This is a genomic window from Ancylobacter aquaticus (assembly GCF_004339465.1).
GTDB classification, from domain to species: Bacteria; Pseudomonadota; Alphaproteobacteria; order Rhizobiales; family Xanthobacteraceae; genus Ancylobacter; species Ancylobacter aquaticus.
In genome coordinates, this window is sequence record NZ_SMFY01000006.1 from 32,346 (window position 1) to 55,812 (window position 23,467).

At 65.1% G+C, this 23,467-nt stretch carries 19 protein-coding genes and 2 pseudogenes; 11 read left to right on the forward strand and 10 right to left on the reverse strand.

Annotated elements, in window-relative coordinates:
* Window positions 1–62 precede the first annotated feature (62 nt).
* From EV667_RS21385 to EV667_RS21415, 7 genes are all read right to left on the reverse strand, one after another.
* The gene (locus EV667_RS21385) at window positions 63–560 is read right to left on the reverse strand and encodes a hypothetical protein (protein WP_131837356.1); all 498 of its coding nucleotides are present in this window, start codon (window positions 558–560) and stop codon (window positions 63–65) included.
* Window positions 561–605: 45 nt separating this feature from the next.
* The gene (ppk2, locus tag EV667_RS21390; protein ID WP_131837357.1) at window positions 606–1,406 is read right to left on the reverse strand and encodes a polyphosphate kinase 2; all 801 of its coding nucleotides are present in this window, start codon (window positions 1,404–1,406) and stop codon (window positions 606–608) included.
* 176 nt (window positions 1,407–1,582) lie between these two features.
* Complete coding sequence (locus EV667_RS21395) at window positions 1,583–3,178, reverse strand: hypothetical protein (protein ID WP_131837358.1); 1,596 nt, start codon at window positions 3,176–3,178, stop codon at window positions 1,583–1,585.
* The gene (locus tag EV667_RS21400) at window positions 3,175–3,972 is read right to left on the reverse strand and encodes a J domain-containing protein (RefSeq protein ID WP_131837359.1); all 798 of its coding nucleotides are present in this window, start codon (window positions 3,970–3,972) and stop codon (window positions 3,175–3,177) included. Before EV667_RS21400 ends, EV667_RS21395 begins: the two co-directional genes overlap by 4 nt.
* Window positions 3,973–3,974: 2 nt before the next feature.
* Window positions 3,975–6,359 (reverse strand): GumC family protein, encoded by a 2,385-nt coding sequence (locus EV667_RS21405; RefSeq protein ID WP_131837360.1) that lies wholly within the window; start codon window positions 6,357–6,359, stop codon window positions 3,975–3,977.
* 45 nt (window positions 6,360–6,404) lie between these two features.
* A complete protein-coding gene (locus EV667_RS21410; protein ID WP_245516314.1) occupies window positions 6,405–7,253 on the reverse strand; it encodes a polysaccharide biosynthesis/export family protein in 849 nt (282 codons plus the stop codon).
* Complete coding sequence (locus EV667_RS21415) at window positions 7,156–8,001, reverse strand: tyrosine-protein phosphatase (RefSeq protein ID WP_131837362.1); 846 nt, start codon at window positions 7,999–8,001, stop codon at window positions 7,156–7,158. Before EV667_RS21415 ends, EV667_RS21410 begins: the two co-directional genes overlap by 98 nt.
* 247 nt (window positions 8,002–8,248) lie before the next feature.
* On the opposite strand from EV667_RS21415, the gene EV667_RS21420 reads away from it, so the two are divergent.
* Window positions 8,249–8,758, forward strand: a complete 510-nt coding sequence (locus tag EV667_RS21420; protein ID WP_245516315.1) for a hypothetical protein — start codon at window positions 8,249–8,251, stop codon at window positions 8,756–8,758.
* Window positions 8,759–8,778: 20 nt separating this feature from the next.
* Window positions 8,779–10,263: an O-antigen ligase family protein gene (locus EV667_RS21425; RefSeq protein WP_245516316.1), complete on the forward strand. Its 1,485-nt coding sequence runs from the start codon at window positions 8,779–8,781 to the stop codon at window positions 10,261–10,263.
* A gap of 146 nt (window positions 10,264–10,409) precedes the next feature.
* Here EV667_RS21425 and EV667_RS22760 read toward each other — a convergent pair.
* From EV667_RS22760 to EV667_RS21435, 3 genes and pseudogenes are all read right to left on the reverse strand, one after another.
* Window positions 10,410–10,595 (reverse strand): annotated as a pseudogene (locus EV667_RS22760) (integrase core domain-containing protein); the annotation flags it as partial.
* A gap of 241 nt (window positions 10,596–10,836) precedes the next feature.
* A pseudogene (locus tag EV667_RS22655) lies at window positions 10,837–11,208 on the reverse strand (IS5 family transposase); the annotation flags it as partial.
* A 168-nt stretch (window positions 11,209–11,376) separates the two neighbouring features.
* Complete coding sequence (locus tag EV667_RS21435) at window positions 11,377–13,365, reverse strand: acyltransferase family protein (protein ID WP_131837364.1); 1,989 nt, start codon at window positions 13,363–13,365, stop codon at window positions 11,377–11,379.
* A gap of 507 nt (window positions 13,366–13,872) precedes the next feature.
* Between EV667_RS21435 and EV667_RS21440 the strand changes: the two genes are divergently transcribed.
* The 9 genes from EV667_RS21440 (at window position 13,873) to EV667_RS21480 (ending at window position 23,140) form a co-directional block, all read left to right on the forward strand.
* Window positions 13,873–14,247 (forward strand): MarR family EPS-associated transcriptional regulator, encoded by a 375-nt coding sequence (locus tag EV667_RS21440; RefSeq protein ID WP_131837365.1) that lies wholly within the window; start codon window positions 13,873–13,875, stop codon window positions 14,245–14,247.
* Window positions 14,248–14,320: 73 nt separating this feature from the next.
* Window positions 14,321–15,268 (forward strand): polysaccharide deacetylase family protein, encoded by a 948-nt coding sequence (locus EV667_RS21445; RefSeq protein ID WP_131837366.1) that lies wholly within the window; start codon window positions 14,321–14,323, stop codon window positions 15,266–15,268.
* Window positions 15,265–16,257, forward strand: coding sequence for a GNAT family N-acetyltransferase (locus EV667_RS21450; RefSeq protein ID WP_131837367.1), 993 nt, complete (start codon window positions 15,265–15,267; stop codon window positions 16,255–16,257). Before EV667_RS21445 ends, EV667_RS21450 begins: the two co-directional genes overlap by 4 nt.
* A 19-nt stretch (window positions 16,258–16,276) precedes the next feature.
* The gene (locus EV667_RS21455) at window positions 16,277–17,302 is read left to right on the forward strand and encodes an NAD-dependent epimerase/dehydratase family protein (protein WP_131837368.1); all 1,026 of its coding nucleotides are present in this window, start codon (window positions 16,277–16,279) and stop codon (window positions 17,300–17,302) included.
* Window positions 17,299–18,588 (forward strand): Vi polysaccharide biosynthesis UDP-N-acetylglucosamine C-6 dehydrogenase TviB, encoded by a 1,290-nt coding sequence (gene tviB, locus EV667_RS21460; protein ID WP_131837369.1) that lies wholly within the window; start codon window positions 17,299–17,301, stop codon window positions 18,586–18,588. The genes EV667_RS21455 and tviB overlap by 4 nt, the downstream gene beginning before the upstream one ends.
* Window positions 18,585–19,142 (forward strand): GNAT family N-acetyltransferase, encoded by a 558-nt coding sequence (locus EV667_RS21465; protein WP_131837370.1) that lies wholly within the window; start codon window positions 18,585–18,587, stop codon window positions 19,140–19,142. The genes tviB and EV667_RS21465 overlap by 4 nt, the downstream gene beginning before the upstream one ends.
* Window positions 19,139–19,897 carry a WxcM-like domain-containing protein gene (locus EV667_RS22765; RefSeq protein ID WP_131837371.1) on the forward strand — a complete coding sequence of 253 codons (759 nt, stop codon included), beginning with the start codon at window positions 19,139–19,141 and terminating at the stop codon, window positions 19,895–19,897. The genes EV667_RS21465 and EV667_RS22765 overlap by 4 nt, the downstream gene beginning before the upstream one ends.
* Before the next feature lie 112 nt (window positions 19,898–20,009).
* Window positions 20,010–22,040 carry an acyltransferase family protein gene (locus tag EV667_RS21475; protein WP_131837372.1) on the forward strand — a complete coding sequence of 677 codons (2,031 nt, stop codon included), beginning with the start codon at window positions 20,010–20,012 and terminating at the stop codon, window positions 22,038–22,040.
* Window positions 22,040–23,140: a DegT/DnrJ/EryC1/StrS family aminotransferase gene (locus EV667_RS21480; protein WP_207907839.1), complete on the forward strand. Its 1,101-nt coding sequence runs from the start codon at window positions 22,040–22,042 to the stop codon at window positions 23,138–23,140. The genes EV667_RS21475 and EV667_RS21480 overlap by 1 nt, the downstream gene beginning before the upstream one ends.
* The last annotated feature ends 327 nt before the right edge of the window (window positions 23,141–23,467 follow it).

The following is a 23,467-nucleotide window of genomic DNA, read 5'->3' on the forward strand; positions in this document are numbered from 1 at the left end:
GGAAGGGCGCGCTCATGGTTCGGCCGGTCGGATAGGCCGGCCAGCCGAATGGTGCGAGTTTACTACTTTCCCCAGGTGAGGAACATCCCCACATCGCCGGGCATGCCGTTGGGCCATTCCACGATGAGGGCGGAAAGTCCGTACCCGCTGCTGCGCAGACGGTCGCGCCAGAGTTCGTAGGCCTGTCGTGGCCGGCCGGTCAGCGTGTCCGGCCAATTCGATTCGGCATTGTTGACCGCGCGGCCATGGTCGCTGCACAGCGTGTTTGGGAAGCGCATCACCATGATTTCGTTCTCGCCGCGCTCGGCGGCGGCGCGCAGCTTGATGAGGAGTGTCTGCGTGATCTCCTCCAGCTTGGCCGGCGTGAGATTGATCGGCTGGGACAGAGTCTTGGCGAGTTCCTCCTTCGCGCGACGGGCATGGTCCATCGCCGTGACCGCCTCGTTCATCTTCGCCAGCGCGATCTTGTCCATATAGCCGCGCAGATCGGCGGCGGACATGAAGCTCTCGTCGCCGAGATGCTGGTTCTGCCCGTCGGTCGGGTTTTTGGCGTCGCTCATTGTTTCACTCCCTGGTCTTTGCCGCCGGTGGCGGATGGATGGTTTTCAGAAGATCGCAGGAACGTGGTGGCGCACATCTTCCGGCTCCACATAGCCCTTGGGCTTCTGCCGCTTCGGCAAGGTGATCTTGACGCGCTTTTGCGCCTCATAGGGCACCTTGGACAGAAGATGGCTGATGACGTTCAGGCGCATCCGCTTCTTGTCGTCGGAGGCGGCGACATACCAGGGCGCCCAGGCGCTGTCGGACGCCGCGAACATCGCGTCGCGGGCGCGGGAATAATCATACCAACGACCATAGGATCTGAGGTCCATCGGCGAGAGTTTCCAGACCTTGCGCGGGTCGTGGATGCGCTGCTCGATCCGCCGGGTCTGCTCCTCCGGGCTCACGTCGAGCCAGTATTTGAGCAGAATGACGCCGGATTCTATGATCGCCCGCTCGACGTCGGAGATGGTGGCGAGAAACTTCTCCGCCTGCGCCTCCGTGCAGAACCCCATCACCCGCTCGACCCCGGCGCGGTTGTACCAGGAGCGGTCGAAGATCACGATCTCGCCCGCCGCCGGCAGATGCGGCAGGTAGCGCTGGGCGTACATCTGCGATTGTTCCCGCTCGGTGGGGGCGGGAAGGGCGACCACGCGGAAAACGCGCGGGCTCACCCGTTCGGTGATGGCCTTGATGACGCCGCCCTTGCCGGCGCCGTCGCGCCCCTCGAACAGGATGCAGATCTTGGCGTCGGTCGCCTTCGCCCATTCCTGGAGGGCTACCAGTTCGCCGTGCAGGCGCTTGAGCTCCTTCTCATAATCCTTGCGGGAGAGTGTGTCGGACGTGTCGAGGGTCGCCTTCTTCATGGGACTTGCCCTTTCAGCACAGGTTTCGCCGACGCCGCGGCAAGGGGCGCCTCGCGCGCCCAGCATCTCGCATCGGCGCCTCTGGTGGAAGGGGGCAGCAAGGCGCGCATTCTTTCGCTGCCGCGCACGGCGCGGCACTGATCCTAGGGAAGCGCGAGGGGCAATGACGTCGCCGTTCAGCCGCCGGAGGCCGCCGCCTCCAGCGGGGCGATCTGCAGCGACTGGAACTGGATTTCGCCCGAGGCGAACTGCTCCGAGGTGGAGCGCGAATCGTGGACCATCCGCACCCGCTGAGCGTCGCAGCGGCCATTGGCGGGGATGGTGATCTCGAAGGAGAAGGGGCGCCAGGTGCGCGGGGCGCCGAGGAGCTGGCTCGACTGGCCGGCTACGGGCCCGCTGGGAAAGCAGAGCACCTGCCAGATTATGCCGCGCTTGGAGGACATCAGGCCCTTCTGCTCGCCCGAGAAACTGTAGGTGCCGGGCCGCAGGAACGTGACCTGCTCCATGGAGCCCAGCCTCACCCGGCCAACGCCGAAGCGAATGCGCAGCACCCGGCCTGCGGCGTCGTCGCTGCGGCGCTGAAGGTCGATGAAGGCATTCACCGAGCGCGGAAGGTTCCAGTTGAAGGGTAGGCTGCTCGGGTTCTCGGCGAAATCGAGATTGTTGACCGGCCGGACCTTCAGCACCTCTTCCTCGGGGAGCATCTGCAGCCAGATATTGTAGGCGCCGCTGGCCCGCTTTTCGGCGGCCATGCGGGCCCGCAGCAGCGGAACCAACTCGCTCTCGCCGGGCGGGCTGCCGGCGTCCTTGAGACTCTGAAACAGCGCCAGTGGCGCGTCCGAGGCGGCGAGCTTGCCGCCCATACTCCGCAGGAACAGCCCGCGCCAGCTCGGGTTCTCGATGAGCGCCGCCACCAGCGCCTCGCGGCCTTCGGGCGTAAGCGACAGGGAGCTGAGATAGGTGAGCGTGTATTCGTTCAGCGCCGGACGGGTGCGCAGCAGCACGTCGGCCATCCGCACCACGCCGGCATAATCGCGCTGCTCATAGTCCTGGTGCATGAGCCAGAAGGCGGCGACAGTTTCGCGGCGCGAGCGGGCCACCGCCTCCAGCATCGCCTGCCGGCTGGTGGCGAGATCGTCCGAGGTGTCGCCTTTCAGCCGCCAGGCGGAGGCCTCCAGCGGGGCACCGGCGAGGATGCGCGTGGCAAGATCGCCGATGGCGGCGCGCATCGCCGGCAGGTCCAGCGGCGTCGGAGAAGGCTGGGCCTCCTCGACGGCGGCGTCGGGCGCATCCGGCTCGGCGGCTTCGGGCGGCGCGAGGGAGGCGGCGTGCTCGCGCTCCTGCCGCGCGAGGGTGTCGGCATCGTCGGCAGGCGCGGGCGACGCGCCGGCGTCCTCCGCGTTCTCGCCGCCTGCGGCTGAGGCTGCAGCGGCCGTCGCCGCTTCCTCGGCGCGCGCTGCGGCCTCTTCTTCTTTCTGGGTCGTGGCGGTGGTAAGCCGGGCCCGTTCCTCGCGCGCCAGCGCCAGCAGGGCGCGGGGGTGCTCGGGATGCAGCGCCAGCGCCAGCGCGGGATGGCGCTCGGCGAGCGCCATGGGCAGCGAGGTGGTCACGATCAGGATGAAGAGAACCAGCGTGCCCGCGCCGATGGCGGCGCAGCGCCAGGGATGGACAGCGGCGGCAAGGCGCAGAGTGCGCAGCCAGACCCGACGCGGCCTAGGCGTGCGCGGGGGCCGTCGACGCGCGCGTGGCGGCGGGCCGGACACCTCGCTCATCGCCGCCCCCAGATGAAGCCCCACAGGCGCACCCAGAAGGAGGCGGCCTCGATCCGGTTCACGCTGAGCGGCGGGGGGCGGCGTCGGGCCGCGCTGCCCGGCCCGTCGGGGCGGCGGATTTTCGCGGCCCCGCCCGGCGCCGGCCGGGACGTGCCGCCCTTGCCGGCGCCGGGCTTTACTGCGGTGCCAAGACCCGCAGTGCCAAGACCCGCAGTGCGAAGACCCACGCTGCCAAGACCTGCGCCGCTTTTTCCGGAAACGCCCTTGCCTGCACCGCTGCGGGAGCCGCCGCGCGGGTCGGACGACGCTCGCGCCTCGCGGCGTCCCGGGCCCGGGCGGGCCGGCGCGGCGGGGGGATGGCGCAGATCATAGGCGCTGCGCCGCTCCCCCGTCTTCAGGTCTTCCCAGGCGCGGGCGATGCGCGCGGTGAACACTTCGCGGTCCAGCGGGCCGCTGCGCAGCGATTGCAGATCGGGATGCAGCCAGCGCATGAGCAGCGCCATATTGTGGCGCAGTTCCTCATGCGTTGCGCTGCGGCCGGCGCCCAGCACGCGATAGCTGTCTGCATCGTGAAAGAGAAGGGCCTGCTCGATGAAGAAGCCGGCCGCCTGCTGGAGCGAACCGCGCGCGATGCCGCTGCGCCGCTCGGCTGCAGCCAGCGCCTCCTGATCGCCGACGGCGACCGCGAGGACCCGGTCCATGCCGGACGGCAGCGCTAGTTGGGGCATGCCACGCGCCGCGACGGGGTCTTTGAACAAGGCGAGCGCGGCGTCCAGCGCGTCGGGCTCCGGCATGTTCACGCCGCTTCGGAGTGGTCGGTCTTGGCGTCGCGGCGGCCGAATTTCGGCAGCAGCGCCTTCACCCCGCTGAGACCTCCGCTGAGGCCGCTGGCGCTCGTGCCGGTGCTGCCGGTGTCGGTGCCCTGGGAGTACTCGTAGCCATAGCCGTACCCGTAGCCGTAATGCCCACTGCGGATATCGAACTTCGTCAAAACGACACCGATCACGATGGCGCGGGCCAATTGAAGCCGCCGCAATGCGTTGCGGGCGATTGTCCTGCGTCCGTCGCCGGCGCCCGTGACGAAAATGGTCGCCTGCGCTGCGGCGCCGAGAAGCTGGGCATCGGCGATGCTGAGCATTGGAGGACTGTCGAAAATGATGATGTCGTAGATTTCTAGCCCCACCGAAATGAGCGAGAACACATGGGTTCCGCCCAGTATCTCGGCCGCATTGGGAGGAAGGGGGCCAGAAGCGAGGAAATCGAGCGTCTCAAGGTCGGTTACCTGTACCACGTCATGCAGGGTAGACATGCCCGTCAAGCAGTTGGTCAGACCGATAGCATTATCATAGCCGAGCTTGCTGTGCACCGAGGGACGTCGCAGGTCGGCGTCCACAAGCAGAACCCGCTTTCCCGTGATGGCGTAATGGCGGGCCAACGCGATGGCCGTGCTCGACTTGCCCTCGGAGGCTCCCGCGCTGGTAACCACAAGAGTGCGCGGAAGGCCAGTTTCGGTCGAAAACTGAAGTGAGGTCGCGAGGGATCGGTAGGCCTCGGCGACGGCGGAGCGGGGATCGGCAAGTTCGGCGACGATCCCGTTTGGGAATTCAGCCCGCGGCACGATGCCGAGGAGCGGCAGGCCAGTGGCCTTCTCCGCGTCCTCAGGTGAGTGGATGCGGTCGTCGAAGAGTTCGATCAGGAGACCTGCGCCAAAACCTGCCAGAAGGCCGAACAGCAGCGAGCCGGCCAGGATCAGAGTCGTCTTTGGGTGCGAGCGCCAGCCGGGCATTGCTCGATCGACGATGAACACGTTGTTGGTGCCCAGGCCGCTGGCGACGTCCACTTCCTTATAGCGCTGCAGCAGACTGTTATAGATGTTCCGGTTCGAATCGACCTCGCGCTGGAGGATGCCGTAGCGCACGCTCTTCTTCTGAAGTTCCAGAACCTCACCACGCAGTTCCTCGATGCGCTCGCGCATTTGGGCTTCCTGGCTGGCTGAAGATTCGTAGGTCGCTTTTAGGGCGTTGCGGATCGTCGAGACCTCGGTAGCCAGCTGGCGGTCGATCTCGGCGATCTTGTTGGAGATTTCCACCATCGCTGGGTAGCCCGGCTTGAAGGTCTCCAGCTTCTCCTCATAGTCGCGCCGCAGGGCGTTGCGCTGCGTGCGGAGCCCGTCGATGACGCCGTTGGACAGGAGTTGGGGCAGGTTAATAGCGGAACTTGCCTCCACCTGCTTCCACGTCTCCTCGTCGCGGATGCGGCTTGAAATCAGCTGGCCGAGGGCGGAATTGGCCGCCGAGAGATTGTTTTCGGCGATCGAGACCTTGTCATTGGTCTGGATCATGTCCTCGCGTTCGGAAAAGGCGATCAACGCCTGCTCGGACTCTTCCAGCCGCAGCTTCAGCTGTTTGATCTGGTCCTCCAGGAACACCTTCGCGTAGGAATTGGCCTCGAAACGCTTGTCGAGATTGGCGGTGACATAGGAGTCCGCGTAGGCGTTTGCGATGGTCGCTGCTCGCGTGGGGGACGTGTCAGTAAAATGGATGTCCACCAGTCGGGAGGTGGTCACTGCAGCGACATCAACGCTCCCCTGTACCCGGCCGGTGGCGACGGCTAGTTTCCTCTGCGCCTGTGCGGCCAAATCCACGTCCTCCGGCGGGCCCCTGAACAGGTTAAAAATGGCGCCGATCAAACCGGGCGAGGAGGCCGTGAAGCCGTCGTCCCGGTCGAGCCCGAGCGCGGCCACGGTGCGCTCTGCCATGGCGCGAGTTTTCAAAAGCTCCAGATGCGTCTTCTGGAAGTCGCCGCCGCCGGATTCGTCCGGTGCGGTCGAGCCGCCATCGACGATCCTGCTGGCTTCGCGGTCGATCTGGATGCGCACCGTCGAGGTGTAGAGCGGTGTCGCCAAGAAACAATAGGCCAGCCCAAGGACCAGAGACACGGCCGATGTGCCCAGGATCAGGTGCCGCCATTTCCAGGCGATCACCATCAACTGGCGTGCAAGCGCCACAAGATCGATGTCGTCGCCCGAAACTTCGGCCGAGTTGTAGGCGGGATAGGCGCTCACGCCATACCCATATCCATAGCCGTCCCGCGTCGAGGTCAATGCGCGCGTGTCGATGGTGGCAGGCAGGTTTTTCCCGCTTCCGCCGGCCCGAGCGCCGTCTCCCCCTTCGTTCACCATCCTGTCTCTGTCCTCTGGGTCATCCTGAGCTAACCGATCGGCTGGCTACAGCAGCATGAAGGTATTGAACAGCGGAAGCGCCCGCAAAATATACTGGAGGCCGACTTTCACGTCAGAGGATGGCACCGTCACGATATCCCCCGCCTGAAGATCCGGATCGCTGACCTTCTGCGAACGAAGGTCGCTCATATTGAACTTGGCGACGCTGCTCTTGCCATCGACGCGGCGAAAAACCAGGATGGTGCCGTCGGAGACCTCCTGTGCGCCGCCGGCCATCGCGACTGCTTGTAGCAGGGATACCGGTCCCTGCATGGGAAAGACGCCGGGCTTGGCCACGGCGCCGTCGACCGTAATGCGATGGCTGTTATATTCCTTGACGAGCACCGTGACCTGCGGATTGCGGACATAATTCCCGCCGAGCTTGGCGGCAACATCCCTTTCGATCTCGCTCACCGTAAGGCCCGCGGCCTGGACCTCCCCGATCAGCGGAAAGCTGAACTTTCCGCTCTCCGATACCTGCACCGTCTGCGACAATTCCGCGACCTTGAAGACGGTGATGTTGAGCATGTCGAGCGGACCGACGCGATAACCCGCCGATCCCGGCGTGCCGGCTGCGGTCACCGCCGCCACTTCACTGGCGGGAACTTCGGCCTGCGCCTCCACCGGCGCCGGGCCTGCAGCCGCCGTTGCGGCGAGGGGGCGCGCCGTGCTGGAAGCAGCGGTGGCGGCCGGAGCCAGATCGCCTGAATTTGCCCGACTTGCCGCCGGTGCGATGGCCTGAGCGGACGGTGACGGATTATCCCCCGAAGAAGCGACGCAACCGGCCAAGAAGATGGTCACTGCCATCGACGCGAGGCGGGCGGTCCATGCCCCGGTCTTCCCCCCCAGCTTCATCGAAACCTTCCACCCTTATGGACGCACAATCGGACGGCGCCCTGTCCAACACGATGTCACGCGGACATCCCGACGTCATTCGCGCGGCTTCCGCCGCACCCACAAGAGCTTCCGCGGCCTTTCGGCCGGCGGCGAGGTCCGGCGGGCGATGCTGTGTATCATGCGCATCGCTAGCAATGATGTTTACTTTGCCCTCGCCGACCATTCTATCCGCCCAGTATTTGGGCCGTCGTCCGAATCGCCCTGTGAGGGAACCCGAGGTTACCTGCATCCAGACACCGCGCGCCGCCATGCGTTCAATGATGTCGTACTTTTCTTCTATCCATTTCAATCGCTCAGGGTGTGTCACGATAGGCACATAATCTGCCAAAAGAATGGTGAAGACCAGTTCATCAAGCCGCGCGGGTGCGACGTTGTGCGGCGGCTCGACTAAAACATAGCGCGTGTCGCCGAGCGTCAGCAGTTTTCCGCTACGCAGGTCGGCGACGAAGTCGGGCGCGATATGGTTGTCCGCGCCGGGGATGAGGATGAGCGGTATGCTCGCCTCATCGAGAATGGACTGCAACTCGTCTACTGCGCGTCGGATCAGCGGCCCGTCATTATGATATAGGCCCGGCAGGATGTGGGGCGTGCAGGCGACGATCTCCACTCCCTGATCGACATGCATCCGTGCCATCTCGATTGCGATGGAAACATCTGCTGCGCCGTCATCAATTCCAGGCAGAATATGATTATGCAGATCAATCATCGTCGAACGTGGTGGTTATTTCGCTCCGAGACGCTGACGACAGCCGGCAACTCATACACACAAGCGAGGTATCCAGACTTCTGTTTACATTAGAGAGGTTAAGCATTCTGTGCAAGGATGGCAGATTGCGCGGGCAATGGCGGCGGGCAAGTGCGTATATGCCATAATGCGTTGGCTCGATTGCCGAACTTGGGTTTTGTCTGTCCGGATTTGTCGCCTTCCTGTCACTGCGCGCTGAAATTGCCCTGTGGGCACGCTGATTTCCCTGTGTTACAAGGTGGAGATGCTCGAGCGTACACCGTTCGTGATTGCGTTTGGTGGGCGAATTTTCGAGGGGGCTATGAAGCGTTTATTACGGGTCGTGGCCATTGTTGGGTTCGCCTCAATTGTGGCCCTTGGATCAGCAGTGGCGGATGAGTGCCAGACGGCCGGTACGCTAACGGAGGTCGTCGGCACGGTTTTCGTCGATAAGGGGCAGGGTTTTACGCCCGGCGTCGTCGGAGCCTCCCTCAAGAACGGCGACAAGGTGGCGGTTCAGGGGTCTGGCAGCGCTGTGGTCGATTTCGGAAATGAGCGCATGGTGACCGTGCCGGGTTCGACGACCGAGACGCTTCGCGCTCCCGGCTGCGGCTTCGTTCTCGACGAGACAGGTGCGGTCATTGTGGGGGCGGTCGCCGTCGGCGGGGGCATCGCGGCGGCGATTGCGGTCTCCGACAGCAGCAGCAACAGGATTCCGTTCTTCCCCGTCAGTCCTTGACGGAGCGGACGGCTCTGTTCGTGAAGCCACAGGGCAACGATGGGCCGACGTTTTTCGCGTCGGTTTTCCTGCTTGCGGCAAACATCGTTCTCGGTGGTGCCACCCGCGCGGGTTATTTCGCGGATGTGCTTCTGCAGTTCTCTGCCATTCCATTCCTTGCGTTCGCGGCCTGGCTCTGGACCGATCGCCTTCAGGCGCGCCCGGCTGGTGCCCGGCTGACCTTCGGCACAGCGTGCGCGCTGGGCCTGGCGATCGTCGGGCTGCTCATCGCGGTGGCGCAGTTCCTGCCCTTGTTCGGAGCGCCGGGCTGGGAGGGGCTCTCGGCCCGCATCGTGGCGGGTGGCGGCCTCCCTCTCGATGGAACGGCATGGACGGGAAGTTCCTCCATCGACCCCGCCGCAAGCCTCGCAGCGCTACCGGCCGTACTTCCACCGCTCGCGCTGTTTCTGCTGGTGGCGCTGCTGGAGGTGGAACGGCGCGTGCAGCTTGCCGGCTGGGCCGTGCTGTTCGGCCTTATTTCCCTGGCTCTGGGCATTGCCCAGGTGACGCAGGGGCCGGCGAGCGCGCTGCGCTTCTTCGAGATCAGCAACCGAACCGAGGCGGTCGGCTTCTTCGCCAACCGCAACCACTTTGCCGCCCAGCTCTACGTGACCTTCCTGATCGGCGTCGCCTGGCATGTGGGGCGGGCGGGAAACATCTTTCTCGGCAGGGCCCCCATGTCCAGCCGGGCCCTGTGGCTGGCCGGCGCGTGTGCCATGGCTGTTTTCGTCATGGCCGGTCTCGCGCTGGCTCGCTCGCGGGCGGGCATCCTGCTGCTGCTGGTCGCTCTCGCCGGTATTGTCGCCATGGCGCCGACCATTTCGGCCTGCCTCAGGGGCCGCGAGGTGCGCTCGCGGCGGGTGGGGGGGCTTCTCGTGCTGGGGCTGGCCGGGCTGCTGCTGCTGGTGGGCCAACTCGGCGCCGAGCGCTTCCTGGTCCGCTTCGAACAGGGCCTGGCGGATCGGCTGCGCTCCATGTTCAACGAGGTGACGTGGCGCGCGGCGATCGAGGCTTTGCCTTTCGGGACGGGCCTCGCAACCTTCACCGCGGTCTTCCCGGTCTATGAGCCCACCGACGGTCTGACGGCGCAATACGTCAACCGCGCCCATGACGACTGGCTCGAGTTCTTTCTGGAAACGGGCCTGCCGGGCCTTGTCCTGATTGCGCTTTTCCTTGTCTGGTTCGGCGAGCGGCTCTACCGCATCTGGCTGGCCCCTGCGTCGGGCAGCGGTCCGCAGAAGAGGCTGCTGCAGCAGTGCGCGTCGGTCGCCGTTCTCACGCTTCTGCTCCATTCTTTCGTCGATTATCCGCTGCGCACGGCGGCGATGATGGCGTATTTCGCGCTGTGCTGCGCCTTCATGACGCCTGGCCGACCCGGCGGCGGGAGGTGGCCGCCGAGGCGGCGGAAATGTCCCGATGCCGTGCCGCAGATCGTCCGGCGGTCTCGTACGGCGCCCGGCGGCTGACGTTGCCCCCAACTTGTATCCAGCGGTGAGTTCGTTCTGGCGGCTGGTGAGCCTACCCCCGATGTTGGACCGGCCTGCTGGCCGCCTCCAGGGGGGAACCGGGTCACCGTAGGGCTGCATGCCGGTGGCCGATCGACGAGCGATATCGGGGGCTTATTCCCGATCGCACTCTGAGGTCGTAGCTCGTTGTAGTCTCTACGCCAAGCCTCCACTTTTTCCCGGGCATCGGCCAGGCTCATGAACCAGTGGGCATTGAGGCATTCGGTCCGGAACTTGCCGTTGAACGACTCGATGAACGCATTGTCCGTCGGCTTGCCCGGACGGGAGAAGTCGAATCCGTCGATAGCCGTAACGCATGCGCGTCTCGGCGATCTCCTTGATCCGTTTGATGAGGCCGGCCTGCCGGGTCCGTCGGGAGCGGTAGTGATAGGTCGAACGCTCGACTGGCAGAGCACGGCAAGCGCGACGGATGCTCACCTGCCAGGTTGCGCGCACATGATCGACCATCGACCGCTTGCGGGCACCGCCGGTGAGCACGAAGCCGAAAGGGCGTCCCTGACCATCTGCGCGGGCGTGGATTTTGCTCTTAAGGCCGCCGCGGCTTCGACCAGAACCTTCCTTATGAGACCCCCTTTTGCGCCCGCTGCCAGAGAGTGGCCGCGCACGCACCGTGGTGCTGTCGATCATATGCTGCCAGTCGTCGGTGAGCCCAAGCTCGACCAACGTTTCCAGCAAGGCGTCCCACACCCCTTGCTCGGCGCAGCGACGGAACCGGACATAGACCGAGTTACAATTGCCATAGCGTTCGTGCATGTCGCGCCAGGGGCAGCCGACCCGAAGCACGTAGAGCATTCCGTTCAGAAAACGGCGATTGTCCAGGGCCGGCCGGGACCACCGGCCACGCTCGGCCGGCAACAATGCCCCAACCACAGCCCACTCAATCATCCGTCAGATCGCCCCGAGCCAAATCTGCCCCCTCTGAACGGAAGCCTTGAATCAGTCAGACAGCGATTTGGGAATCCCTTTTGTCAACACGGCCTAGGTGTTTAGTCCCACAGTGTGATGGCGTATCATTATCTCCATTGGAGAGGGACACGCTATGGGCCAGGTTCTTCACGGGAGCGCCAAGGAGCGAGGTGGCGTCATGGCCGCAGCCAGCGCCGGCGCCGCGACTGTTATGGCACCCCAGTGCGAGAGGTGGTCGTCGTCGACATAGAGCGGCTTTCCGTCCCGCTCGATTCCGCACGATTTGGGGCCGCAGAAGACCGGCCAGATGGAAAGCAACTTCACCCCGTTTCGTCCCGCGGAGAGCTCGGCAAGGACCGTATCGACTTCGCCCGCCCGTTCCTCGACCTCCTGCCGGGCAACGCCGCCAGGGTCATTGAGCGCGAAGAGCCGGGCCAAGGCGGCTGCGCGAGGCACGTCGAATCCCTGCTCCGGCACCTGGCCAATGATGATCGTCTTGAGGCCAAGTTTCGACAGCCGTTCGAGCGTGCGTGTCAGGCTGCGGGCGAAAACCCGCTTCGTTTCTTCGGGAGAGGCGGAAACGGTTTCCCCATCGGTCAATCGGGCTCTGAGTGCGCCTCCCACCTCATTGCTCACGCCGGTCCAAAGGCCGGCCCAGCGCCCCGCGAGGACGACAGTGGTGAGGTTCTTGTTGTCGCGCAGGAACTCCCAGACCCGAGCCTTGAAGCCGTTGCAGGTAGCGGTCCACTCTGGTTCAGAGCCCAACCTCTCGGCACCATCCAGCAATGGGCACCCAGGATCCCAAAGCAGCGTGCCGGCGGTGTCGCCCATGATGTCGGACGTTTCGACCGCCGCGCGGATTGCAGACGCATGGCTGTCGCCGATGACGGCGTAGCTGACAGGCGCGTCAGGATTCCCGAACCGGCATTCGGCATGGAAGCCCCCCTCCGGACAGATGGAGTCGAGCGGATCAATGTCCCCCTTGCCGGCGAGCGCCTCCCGGCCGCGCTCGTTCAGCCGGGAAGGGAAGCCATCGGCCGCGATGGAAACGAGCGCGAGCGCAACGAAGGCCGCCGAGCCCGCCCCGACAAGTCCAAGAGCCCGCCGGTTCGGCGTTACGCGCCGGTTGCGGAAGGGCATCTCCACATAGCGCCAGGACAGGAAGGCGACGGCGAAGGTGAGGATGACAACGATTGTCGCTGCAGCCGCGCTCAGGTTGATACCCAAGTGAATCCGCACCGCCGCAAGCAACGGCCAGTGCCAGAGATAGGCCGAATACGACAGGAGTCCGATGAACACGAGCGTGCCTGAGCCAAGGACCCGCTGGGCGACCCAGGAATGGCCGCCGGCCAGGATAATCAGCGCGGCGCCGCCGCAGGGCATCAGCGCCACCCATCCCGGAAAGACTGAATCGCTGCGGATATAGAAGAGCGAAAACAGGATCAGCCCGACGCCGATGGCGGGCAAAACCTCGCGCACATGCCTGTTATGGATGACAGGCAGCCCGGCCACCGCAATCGTGCCGCCCAGTGTGAGTTCCCAGGCGCGTCCGGGGAGAAGGAAATAGGCGACCGAAAATTTGTTGTACGAAAGCCAGAGGCCGATGCAGAAGGCCACGATGGTGCCGAGGGCAAGGATATATTTGATCGGAAGGTGCAGCCGGTGGACGACGATCAGAAAGACCGGAAACAATAAATAGAACTGCTCTTCGACCGCCAGCGACCACGTATGCAGCAGGGGCATGAACTCGGCAGCCGGTGCGAAATACCCTGTCTTGAGCCAAAAATAGACATTGGAGAGGGACAAGAGCGCCGCCAGCCCGGATTCCGCCGCGCCTCTCGCCTGATCCGGCAGGGAGATGACTTGGAACGCGCCGACGGTGACGAGCAGCATCACGAGGAGGGCCGGCATGATGCGCCGCACCCGGCGTTCATAGAAGCGCAGCACGGAAAACTCGCCCGCCTGCATCTCCCGGAAAATGATTGACGTGATGAGATAGCCGCTGATGACGAAAAAGATGTCGACCCCGACGAAGCCGCCGGGAAGCCAGTCCGCGCCCGCGTGGAACAGGATGACCGGGATGACCGCAAGCGCGCGCAGGCCGTCTATGTCGGGCCGATAGGACGAGGATTTCATGAACGGCGTTCCGGAGGTAAGGCAAACGCGCCTTGCTTGTCGGCGGCGACGGTGAGGATGGCCGGACCCCAATGCAAGGAGGCGCGGCCTTCGCAGCGGTAGATCGGTTCGATGGTCGCGATGAAAGCGGCAACCCGTCCTTCGACCGTCGCGTGACGATCTCCATCGGCAGGAAGGCTGCAGAATCCTGGCGATGCAGATTCCGTTCGGCTATGCGGCCGCAGTTCGGCTTCACCAGCGCCAGAAATCCGTGCGCCCTTGCCTCGTCAATGCTCATCAAGCCGCGTACCCCGCCACAGATGCGCATCTAGCGTTGAGTGCCGGACGAATTCAAGCCGTAGGCGGAGTGTCGCGGTTGCGAGTGACTCCCGGGGTGGCTACGCCCTTCTCGCGGCCGGTTTCGTGTGATATCGCTCGAAATTGAACGATGTACCGGATTCGATTCCATTCTCCCCACGCCACGGCGCCGAGAAGGCGGCCTTCGTGCGGTAGCTTGAGGCGTTGGGGATGGCGGGGAGGCGCGACAGGCTGCAGGAAGATGCAAGGCTCCGCGTGCTTCGCCTGCTTCAGGAAAACGCGGAAATGTCGCAGCGGGAACTCGCCGAAGCGGTCGGGATCAGCGTCGGCGGCGTCCATTACGTGCTGAGCGCGCTGATCGAGAAAGGCCTGGTGAAGCTCGGCAATTTCACCGCCGCCAAGGACAAGCGACGCTATGCCTACATCCTGACGCGGATGGGGATTGCCGCGAAGGCGAAGATCGCGCGGCGGGTTCTCAGGAGGAAGATCGACGAGTATGAGGCGCTCAAGGCAGAAATCGACGCATTGCGTGACGAGATTGGCGAGGAGCCGGCGCCGGGCGGGCACGGGGTGGCGCGGCGGTGAATGAGCCTACGGATGGCCCCTGCCGTTGCGAACCGCTACAACGCGCACGAGCTCCCGTGAAAGGTGGCCTTTTATGAGCGGCCAATTTGTCATTTCGCTCGATTTCGAACTTCTCTGGGGCGTGCGGGATCATGCGGACCGGAGGAGCTATGGCGCGAATATTCTGGGGGCCCGCACCGCCATCCCGCAGATTCTCGACCAGTTCGCCGCGAACGATGTCCGGGCGACCTGGGCCATTGTCGGCTTCCTCTTCTGCGAGAACAAGGAAGAGCTGCTCGACTGCGTGCCCGAGGTGTTGCCCGCCTACACCAATGCCCGGTTTTCCAATTATGGCTATTTCGACGAAATCGGCCGCGACGAGAGGACCGACCCGTATTATTTCGCGCCTTCGCTGATCGATCAGATCGCGCAGACGCCGGGCCAGGAGATCGGCACGCATACGCTTTCGCATTTTTATTGCCTCGAGGATGGCGCGACCCCGGAGGCCTTCGAGGCGGATCTGAAGGGCGCGCTCCGCCTGGCCTCACGCCGCGGCATCACGCTCGGCTCGATCGTCTTCCCACGCAACCAGTTCGCGGCGGCGCATCTCGATGTATGCGCAAGGCTGGGCATTTCGACCTATCGCGGAAATCCGCCGGGCTGGGCCTATCACGCCGCCAAGGGCGAGGAGCAGACCTATCCGCGCCGCGCCCTGCGGCTCGTCGATGCCTATAGCGGCGTTCTTGGCGCCCACAGCTTCGCCCCGGCCGGCGGCAGCCCGGCAAACGTGCCGGCCAGTCGCTTCCTGCGCCCCTGCGCGGGCCGTCTGGCGCGGCTGCACCCGCTGCACATCGCCACGATCAAGCTCGGCATGACGGCCGCGGCCAGGGCCGGGGCGGGCTACCATCTGTGGTGGCACCCGCACAATTTCGGCCGGCATGTCGAGGCGAACCTTGCGGGACTGCAGCAGATCATCGCGCATTTCCGTTCCTTGCGGGAGGCCCACGGAATGACCTCTCTGACCATGGCCGGGGCGGCATGAGCGACGTGTCCATATCGATCGAGGGCATCGGACCGGAGCTGCTGGAGGCCTACGAGGTTTCCGGCATGGACCGTGGCAAGGCGGGCGAAGGGGCGATCGCATGGGCGTTCGCGTCGAACCCGCGTCCCTTCGCGGTGGCCCGCCAGGACGGCGTCATCACCGGCGTCTCGGCCTATATATTGTCGCGCATGAAGTTCGGTGCGGCCACGGGGACGGGCCTGCAGGCGGTGGACTCGTTCGTCTCCAGCGCCATGCGGGGCAAAGGCGTCTTTACGCAGCTCGCCCGCGCCTATGACGCGCATGCGGGGGAGACCGGGGCCGATCTTGTCTGGGGGTTTCCGAACGACAATGCGGCTCCGGCGTGGTTCGGCAAGCTCGGCTGGGGGAACCTCGGCCAGGTGCCCTTTCTCATCAAGCCGCTGAGGGCGGGCTATCTGCTTCGCAAGGCCGGGCTCGGCCTCGATTTTCCTATTGCCTTCTCGCGCGATCAACATCTGCCGGCGGTGACGGAAATAGGCGACTGGGCGGATGTGCTGTGGGAACGCGAGGCGGCCGGAATCGGCTGCGCGAGCGTGCGCGACCGTGCGTTTCTCTCGCACAGGCTGATCCAGGCGCCGCAGGCGGGCGAGTACCGTTTGGTCGCCGACACCGATTCGGTGCGCCCGGCGCTGGTGGCGACGCGCGAGGCCACCAGGCATGGTGGCCGGATCGGCTATCTCATGGAAGCCCTTGGCGGGCCCTCCCTGTCCGGGCTGCTGAATTCGGAACTGGGGCGGCTGCGGGGGCGCGGGGTCGATCTCGTCCTCGCCTGGTCCTTTCCCTGGTCGCCGAACTACCGCATGTTGAGGAAGGCAGGCTTCCTGCCGCTTCCCAAACGTCTTCGGCCGATCCGGATCTGGTTCGGCAGCCGGTCCAGAACGGCTGTGGCGTCCCGTGCAGGCGAGGCCAGGCAGTGGTATCTCAGCTACCTCGACAGCGATACGGTTTGAGACGGGAACGGGACAGATTGTGACTGCTAATCTCCGCCGGGTACTCATCACCGGCACAGCCGGCTTCATCGGCTTTCACCTGGCACGGCTGCTCCTGGCGGAAGGTTTCCGTGTCCAGGGCTATGACGGCATGACGGATTATTACGACGTCCGGCTCAAGCAGCGTCGCCACGCCATGCTGCTGCAGAACCCGCATTTCTCGGCCGTGGAGGGGATGCTGGAGGACCAGGTGCGGTTCGACGCCGTTGCCGACGACTTCCAGCCCGAGGTGATCGTCCACCTCGCCGCCCAGGCGGGAGTGCGCTACAGCCTCGAAAACCCGCGCGCCTATCTCGATTCCAATGTGATCGGCACCTTCAACGTGATGGAGGCGGCGCGGCGGTTGAAGGTCGGGCACCTGTTGATGGCCTCGACCTCCTCCGTCTATGGCGCCAATGAGGACATGCCCTTCATCGAGACCGAGAAGGCCGACACCCAGCTCACCATCTACGCCGCGACGAAGAAGGCCAATGAGAGCATGGGGCACGCCTATGCCCATCTGTGGGACCTGCCCACCACCATGTTCCGGTTCTTCACCGTCTACGGGCCCTGGGGGCGGCCCGACCTCGCGCTCTACAAATTCGTCGATGCCATTCTCGAAGGGCGGCCGATCGACATCTACAATCACGGCGACATGTATCGCGACTTCACCTATGTCGACGATCTGGTGCGCGGCATCCGGCTGCTGATCGACACGCCGCCGGTGCGTCCCGCCACAAGGGAGGCGATCGAGCCCGGCGACAGCCTTTCCCCTGTCGCGCCGTTCCGGATCGTGAATATCGGCAATTCCGACAAGGTGCGTTTGCTGGATTTCGTCGACGCGATCGAGGAGTGCCTCGGCCGCAAGGCGATCCGCAACTACATGCCGATGCAGATGGGCGACGTGCCGGCGACCTGGGCGAATGCCGAGCTTCTGCAGAGCCTGACAGGCTACCGTCCGCAGACAGACTTCCGCGACGGCATTGCGCGTTTCGTGGAGTGGTTCAGAGAGTATTACGGCAAATGACCATTCAGGCAACGCACGGCGCGCAAGACATCCTCGCCGTCATCGGTCTCGGCTATGTCGGCCTGCCGCTGGCGGTGGAGTTCGGCAAGGTCCGGCCGGTCGTCGGCTTCGACATCAACCAGGGGCGCATCGCCGAACTGGCCGCCGGCCATGACCGCACGCTGGAGGTGACGGCGGGGGAGCTTGCCGAGGCGCATCTGCTGCGCTGCTCCTCCGATCGGGAGGACCTGCGCGCGGCACGGATCTACATCGTCACGGTCCCGACCCCCATCGACGCCCATAAGCGGCCGGATCTGACGCCGCTGCTGCGTGCCTCCGAAACGGTGGGAAGCGTGCTCAAGCGTGGCGACATCGTCATCTACGAGAGCACGGTCTATCCCGGCGCGACGGAGGAAGACTGCGTCCCGGTGCTCGAACGGGTTTCGGGCCTGCAATTCAATGTCGACTTCTTCTGCGGCTACAGCCCCGAGCGCTTAAACCCGGGCGACAAGGCGCACCGCCTGACCACGATCCGCAAGGTGACCTCCGGATCGACACCCGAGGTGGCCGACAGGGTCGACGCCCTCTACGCATCCATCGTGACCGCCGGCACTCACAAGGTGGGAAGCATTCGCGTCGCCGAGGCAGCGAAGGTGATCGAGAACACGCAGCGCGACCTCAACATCGCCCTCGTCAACGAACTCGCCATCATCTTCAATCGGATGGGCATCGACACCGATGCCGTGCTCAGGGCGGCGGCGACGAAATGGAACTTCCTGCCGTTTCGACCGGGCCTCGTTGGCGGCCACTGCATCGGCGTCGATCCCTACTACCTAACCCACAAGGCCGAAACGCTCGGCTATCATCCCCAGGTGATCCTGGCGGGCCGCCGCATCAATGACGGCATGGGCGCCTATGTCGCCGGCCAGATGGTCAAGGCGATGCTGAAGAAGCGCATCCAGATCGACGGCGCCCGCGTGCTGGTGCTGGGACTGACCTTCAAGGAAAACTGCCCGGACCTGCGCAACACCCGCGTCGTCGACGTGGTCGCCGAACTGAGGGAGTACGGTGTCGGCGTGGACGTGCACGACCCCTGGGTCGATGCGCAGGAGGCGCGGCACGAATACGGGCTCGACCTCATCACCGCGCCGGAGGGGCGGACGTATGACGGCGTTATCCTCGCGGTGGCCCACACCGCCTTCCGCGACATGGGCGCCGCCGCATTGCGGGCGCTGTGCGGCGAAACGCACGTGTTCTGCGACCTGAAGAGTGTCTTTGGCCACGATGAGAGCGATCTGAGACTGTGAGCGCTGCCCTTACCCTTGCCCGCGCGGAAGGACCGAACCTCGTCCTGCGGCTGATCCAGCCCGGGGATGCGGCTTATCTTCACGCGCTGCGCACCGATGCGGCCTATAACGAGCACCTCTCGCCGGTGCAGGGCACGGCCGAGGACCAGCGTCGCTGGATCGAGGCCTACACGAGCCGCGAGGCCGAGGGACGCGAGTTCTACTATATCGCCGAGCGCCGCGACGGCACGCCCTGCGGTACTGTCCGGCTCTATAACATCCGGCCGGAAGGATTCACCTGGGGCAGTTGGATTCTCGACCGCAACAAGCCGCGCCGGGCCGCGCTCGAGAGCGCAGTCCTGTCGTTCGGCATCGGCTTCGACGTGCTGGGGCTCGACCAGGCCGATCTGGAGGTGCGCGCGGCGAACAGGCATGCGACATCCTTCTATCGCCGCTTCGGCATGACCGAGGTGGGGGGCACCGCTCAGGACCTGTTCTTTGTCTATCCGAAGGCACGGTTCCTGGCGGATCGCCCGGGTCATCTGGCGGTGCTGCGAGAGGCGGACGGGCAATGAACGGGATTCCAGCCGACTGCGTCGTTCCGGAGAGCGCCGAGATCGGCCCGGGCGTGACGCTCGGCCCGCGGGTGGTTCTCGCCGGAGAGGGAATCGTCGTGCGCTCCGGCGCCCGGCTGGATGCGGCTTGCGTCATCGGTGAGGGTGTGACGATCGGGCAGGGTGCCTGGGTGCGGCCGGGCGCGGTGGTCCTGCGCTCCGTGCCGCCGAATGCCATTGTCGAAGGCAATCCGGCGCAGGTCGTGGGCTATCTCAACGTCGCCGAGGCCGGGCGGCGGCCCGACCCCCGCCATGTCGACACAGCGAGCTTCGGCCACTTGCCGCGGCCCGCGCGGGTTTCGCTCGGCGTCGGCGACAGCGCGCTGTACCTGATGCGCCGGATCGCGGATTCGCGTGGAGGCCTGACGGTGGGCGAGGTCCCCACCGAGGTCCCCTTCACTCCAGCGCGCTATTTCGCGGTCTTCGATGTTCCCTCGATGGAGCTGAGGGGAGAGCACGCGCACCGCCAATGCCAGCAATTCCTGATCTGCCTGCACGGATCCTGCCGCGTCCTGCTCGACGATGGCCGGGCACGCTGCGAGGTGACGCTCGATCGTCCTGATCTCGGTGTCTTCATGCCGCAGATGATCTGGGGCACCCAGTACCGCTACAGTGCCGATGCCGTTCTGCTGGTATTTGCCTCGCGCACCTATGAGGCCGAGGATTATCTGCGGACCTACGATGCGTTCCTGGCCGAGCTGGCTCTTGCGGGGTGAGGGGCATGTCGCCGGAAACCCGTCCCGCAGCGCCGGTTTCAACGGCTGCCGACTCCCCCGGGCCGAATGACATTCGTCCGTTTTCTTCCGTTGCGAAGAAAGAGGGCAGGCCATGAAGTATCGTCCCGAAGTTGACGGGCTGCGTGCGGTCGCCGTGGTGCCGGTCGTGTTGTTTCACGCCGGCCCTCCCGGCGTGTCGGGCGGCTTCGTCGGCGTCGACGTCTTCTTCGTCATCAGCGGCTATCTCATCACCTCGGTCCTGCTCGATGATCTCGAGACCGGCCGTTTTTCCCTGATGCGTTTCTATGAGCGCCGTGCCAGGCGCATCCTGCCCGCGCTTTTTCTGGTGATGGCATGCTGCCTGCCCTTCGCCTGGGCCTGGATGCTGCCGCAGGAACTTATCGCCTTCGGCAAGAGCGTGGCCGCAACGGCGCTTTTCAGCTCCAACATCCTGTTCTGGCGCGAGGCTGGCTACTTCGCCGCCGCCAACGAGCTGAAACCGCTTCTGCACACATGGAGCCTTGCGGTGGAAGAGCAGTATTACCTGTTCTTCCCCGTCGCGCTCGCAGTGCTCTGGCGCTGGCGGAAGGCGGCTGTCCTGCCTGGCCTGCTCTTGGTCGTGCTGGCCAGCCTGGCCATGGCCACCTATGGCGCGCAGCATCATCCGGCCGCCAATTTCTATCTGCTGCCGTCGCGAATCTGGGAATTGCTGATCGGGGCACTCGTCGCCGCTGTCGGCGGCGCGGCGTTGGCCCGTGTCCGGGGCTGGCCTGCGGACCTGCTCGGCCTGCTTGGCCTGGCCATGATCGCCGCTGCGGTCGCGTCTTTCGACGAGCAGACGCCGAACCCCGGCCTCGCGACCCTTCTGCCGGTGCTTGGGGCGGCGCTTGTTCTTGCCTTCGCGCGGGCCGATAACAGCGCGGGCCGGCTCCTGGCCCTGAAGCCCCTCGTCGGCATCGGCCTTATCAGCTACAGCCTCTATCTATGGCATCAGCCCCTCCTGGCCTTCGCGCGCATCCGCAATGTCGCCAGCCCCGAAGGCCCGTTGCTCTGGGGGCTGCTGATCGCAACCTTCGTGCTGGCCTGGCTCACCTGGCGTTTCGTCGAAAAACCCTTCCGTGGCGCCGCGCGCTGGCTTCCCCGGCGCTGGCAGGTGGGGGCGGCGTCGCTGGCGAGCCTTGTTCTGGCCGTGGCCATCGGGGGGACACTGGTCGGCGGCGCTGGCTTCGGCGGCCGAATCGCGCCGGCGGGCATAGCTTTTGACGCTGTCGCCGACAGCGAGGCAATGTTGGCGCCGAATTACGGCCTGCACGGCGACTGCGACGCGAAAGGCTTCACCCTGTCGGCGAAGTGCCGCACCTCCGAGGCGCCCGTGCTGGCCTTGTGGGGCGATAGCTACGCCATGCATCTGGCACCTGCTCTGGCGAGCAGCGCTTCCTTCATGCCCTTCGTCCAGTTGACGCTGTCCCAATGCGCCCCGTTTCCCGGCCCTGCCATCAATGGGTCGTATACAAGCTGGCAGACCTATCTCACCTTCAACGATGCGGCCTTGAAGTGGATTCTGTCTCAGGATTCCGTAAAGACGGTGGTAATGAGCGCGACGTTCAATCAGAGCGCAGTCCCCACTCTTTTCGCCGCGAACGGCGCGGTGATCGTCTCCGAGGAGGAGCGTAAATCCGCGCTTGTCGAACGTGTCGGGACTGTTCAACGCCAGTTGGCGGCAGCAGGAAAGCGGCTGGTCATTGTCTCGCCGCCGCCGGCAACGGGAATGGATCTCGGCTTGTGCCATGTCCGGATGGGGTTCAGCGGGGCGAACGACAACGCTTGCGATTTTCCGGTCCGGGAGCACCGGGAAAACAGCGCCTTGTCCATCGAGCTGGTGCAGGCTCTCGAGGGCATCGCGCCTGTGATCTGGCTCGACCGCTATCTCTGCACGGCGGAACTCTGCCATGTGACCATGGATGGCGTGTTCCTCTATCGGGATATGGGGCATCTCTCGGTCGAGGGGTCGAAGCGGCTCGGCGCGACCATCGATCTGGCGGGTGCCATCCGTGCCGCCGCCGAGAAACATGCCGGTCCGCCGGACACATCCGGCACGAACGCGACCGATGGCCCTCACCTCGTATCGACCGGAGCCGAATGATGATTCCCTTCCTCGACCTCGGTGCCGCCTATCGCGAGCTAAAGTCCGACATCGACGCGGCGGTCCAGCGCGTGCTGGCCAGCGGATGGTACATTCTCGGCCCGGAAGTCGAGGCGTTCGAGGCTGAGTGGGCGCACTATTGCGGCGCCGCGCACGCCGTGGGGCTCGCGAATGGTCTCGATGCGCTGATCCTGGCGCTTCGGGCGCTGGATGTCGGCGCCGGCGACGAGGTCATCGTCCCCTCGAACACCTATATCGCCACCTGGCTCGCCGTGACGGCCGTCGGCGCGCGCCCCGTGCCGGTGGAGCCTGATCCCGCCACCCACAATATCGATCCGGCCCGGATCGATGCGGCGATCACCCCCGCCACGAAGGCGATCCTGCCGGTGCATCTCTATGGGCAGCCTGTCGACCTTGACCCGATACTCGCGGTGGCGCGGGCGCGCGGGCTGGCGGTCGTCGAAGATGCCGCGCAGGCCCATGGTGCCCGCTACCGGGGCCGGCGGATCGGGGCGCATGGCGATGTGGTCTGCTGGAGTTTCTACCCCGGCAAGAACCTCGGTGCGCTCGGCGACGCCGGGGCGGTGACGACGGACCGCGCAGACCTGGCGGACCGGATACGTGTTCTGCGCAACTATGGCAGCCGGGTGAAATATGTGAACGAGACACAGGGCGTGAATTCGCGGCTCGACCCGATACAGGCCGCTGTCCTGCGGGTAAAGCTGCGCCATCTCGATGCGTGGACCGACCGCCGCCGCGCCATCGCCGCCGCCTATGGCGAGGGGCTCGGGGACAGCGGCCTCATTCTCCCCGTCACGCCCGAGGGGATCGATCCGGCTTGGCACCTTTATGTCGTGCGCTCGACCGACCGCGACGGCCTGCAGCAGCGGCTGACCGCGGCGGGCATGGGCACCCTGATTCACTATCCGATCCCGCCGCACATGCAGGCCGCCTATGCCGGACTGGCGTTGCAGCCCGAGGCGCTGCCGCTCGCACGGCAACTCGCCGACGAGGTCATCAGCCTGCCGATGGGACCGCACCTCGCTATGTCTTCAGCTCGGGAGGTGGCCGTTGCTATCGCATCTGAACCTGTTCGCTAGAAGGGTATTGAGCAGAGTCTTCCTGCCGCAGCAGAGCCTCCGGATCGCTCTCTACAGAGCGGCGTCATGCCGTACGGCCACGAAGGGCGCGGTGTCCCGACGCCAGCCAGTGCTCATGCGGGGGGCGGGGATGGTCATTTTCGACGGACCGGTGACCATCGGCTATTCCGAATCACCGTACTTCCTCTCCGGCTACAGCTTTCTCAACCCGCGTGGACCGGATGCGGTCATCCGCTTCGGTAGGAATGTACTGACCAACAACAACTTGACGATAATTGCGGAGGCGTGCCGGATCACCATTGGGGATCGAGCGTTGATCGGCCCGGA

What these genes read in the sequence shown, in the direction of transcription:
- EV667_RS21385 (WP_131837356.1), bottom strand. Translation starts at nt 560, where the DNA reads ATGAGCGACGCCAAAAACCCGACCGACGGGCAGAACCAGCATCTCGGC.
- ppk2 (WP_131837357.1), bottom strand. Translation starts at nt 1,406, where the DNA reads ATGAAGAAGGCGACCCTCGACACGTCCGACACACTCTCCCGCAAGGAT.
- EV667_RS21395 (WP_131837358.1), bottom strand. Translation starts at nt 3,178, where the DNA reads ATGAGCGAGGTGTCCGGCCCGCCGCCACGCGCGCGTCGACGGCCCCCG.
- EV667_RS21400 (WP_131837359.1), bottom strand. Translation starts at nt 3,972, where the DNA reads ATGCCGGAGCCCGACGCGCTGGACGCCGCGCTCGCCTTGTTCAAAGAC.
- EV667_RS21405 (WP_131837360.1), bottom strand. Translation starts at nt 6,359, where the DNA reads ATGGTGAACGAAGGGGGAGACGGCGCTCGGGCCGGCGGAAGCGGGAAA.
- EV667_RS21410 (WP_245516314.1), bottom strand. Translation starts at nt 7,253, where the DNA reads ATGAAGCTGGGGGGGAAGACCGGGGCATGGACCGCCCGCCTCGCGTCG.
- EV667_RS21415 (WP_131837362.1), bottom strand. Translation starts at nt 8,001, where the DNA reads ATGATTGATCTGCATAATCATATTCTGCCTGGAATTGATGACGGCGCA.
- EV667_RS21435 (WP_131837364.1), bottom strand. Translation starts at nt 13,365, where the DNA reads ATGAAATCCTCGTCCTATCGGCCCGACATAGACGGCCTGCGCGCGCTT.
- EV667_RS21440 (WP_131837365.1), top strand. Translation starts at nt 13,873, where the DNA reads ATGGCGGGGAGGCGCGACAGGCTGCAGGAAGATGCAAGGCTCCGCGTG.
- EV667_RS21445 (WP_131837366.1), top strand. Translation starts at nt 14,321, where the DNA reads ATGAGCGGCCAATTTGTCATTTCGCTCGATTTCGAACTTCTCTGGGGC.
- EV667_RS21450 (WP_131837367.1), top strand. Translation starts at nt 15,265, where the DNA reads ATGAGCGACGTGTCCATATCGATCGAGGGCATCGGACCGGAGCTGCTG.
- tviB (WP_131837369.1), top strand. Translation starts at nt 17,299, where the DNA reads ATGACCATTCAGGCAACGCACGGCGCGCAAGACATCCTCGCCGTCATC.
- EV667_RS22765 (WP_131837371.1), top strand. Translation starts at nt 19,139, where the DNA reads ATGAACGGGATTCCAGCCGACTGCGTCGTTCCGGAGAGCGCCGAGATC.
- EV667_RS21475 (WP_131837372.1), top strand. Translation starts at nt 20,010, where the DNA reads ATGAAGTATCGTCCCGAAGTTGACGGGCTGCGTGCGGTCGCCGTGGTG.
- EV667_RS21480 (WP_207907839.1), top strand. Translation starts at nt 22,040, where the DNA reads ATGATTCCCTTCCTCGACCTCGGTGCCGCCTATCGCGAGCTAAAGTCC.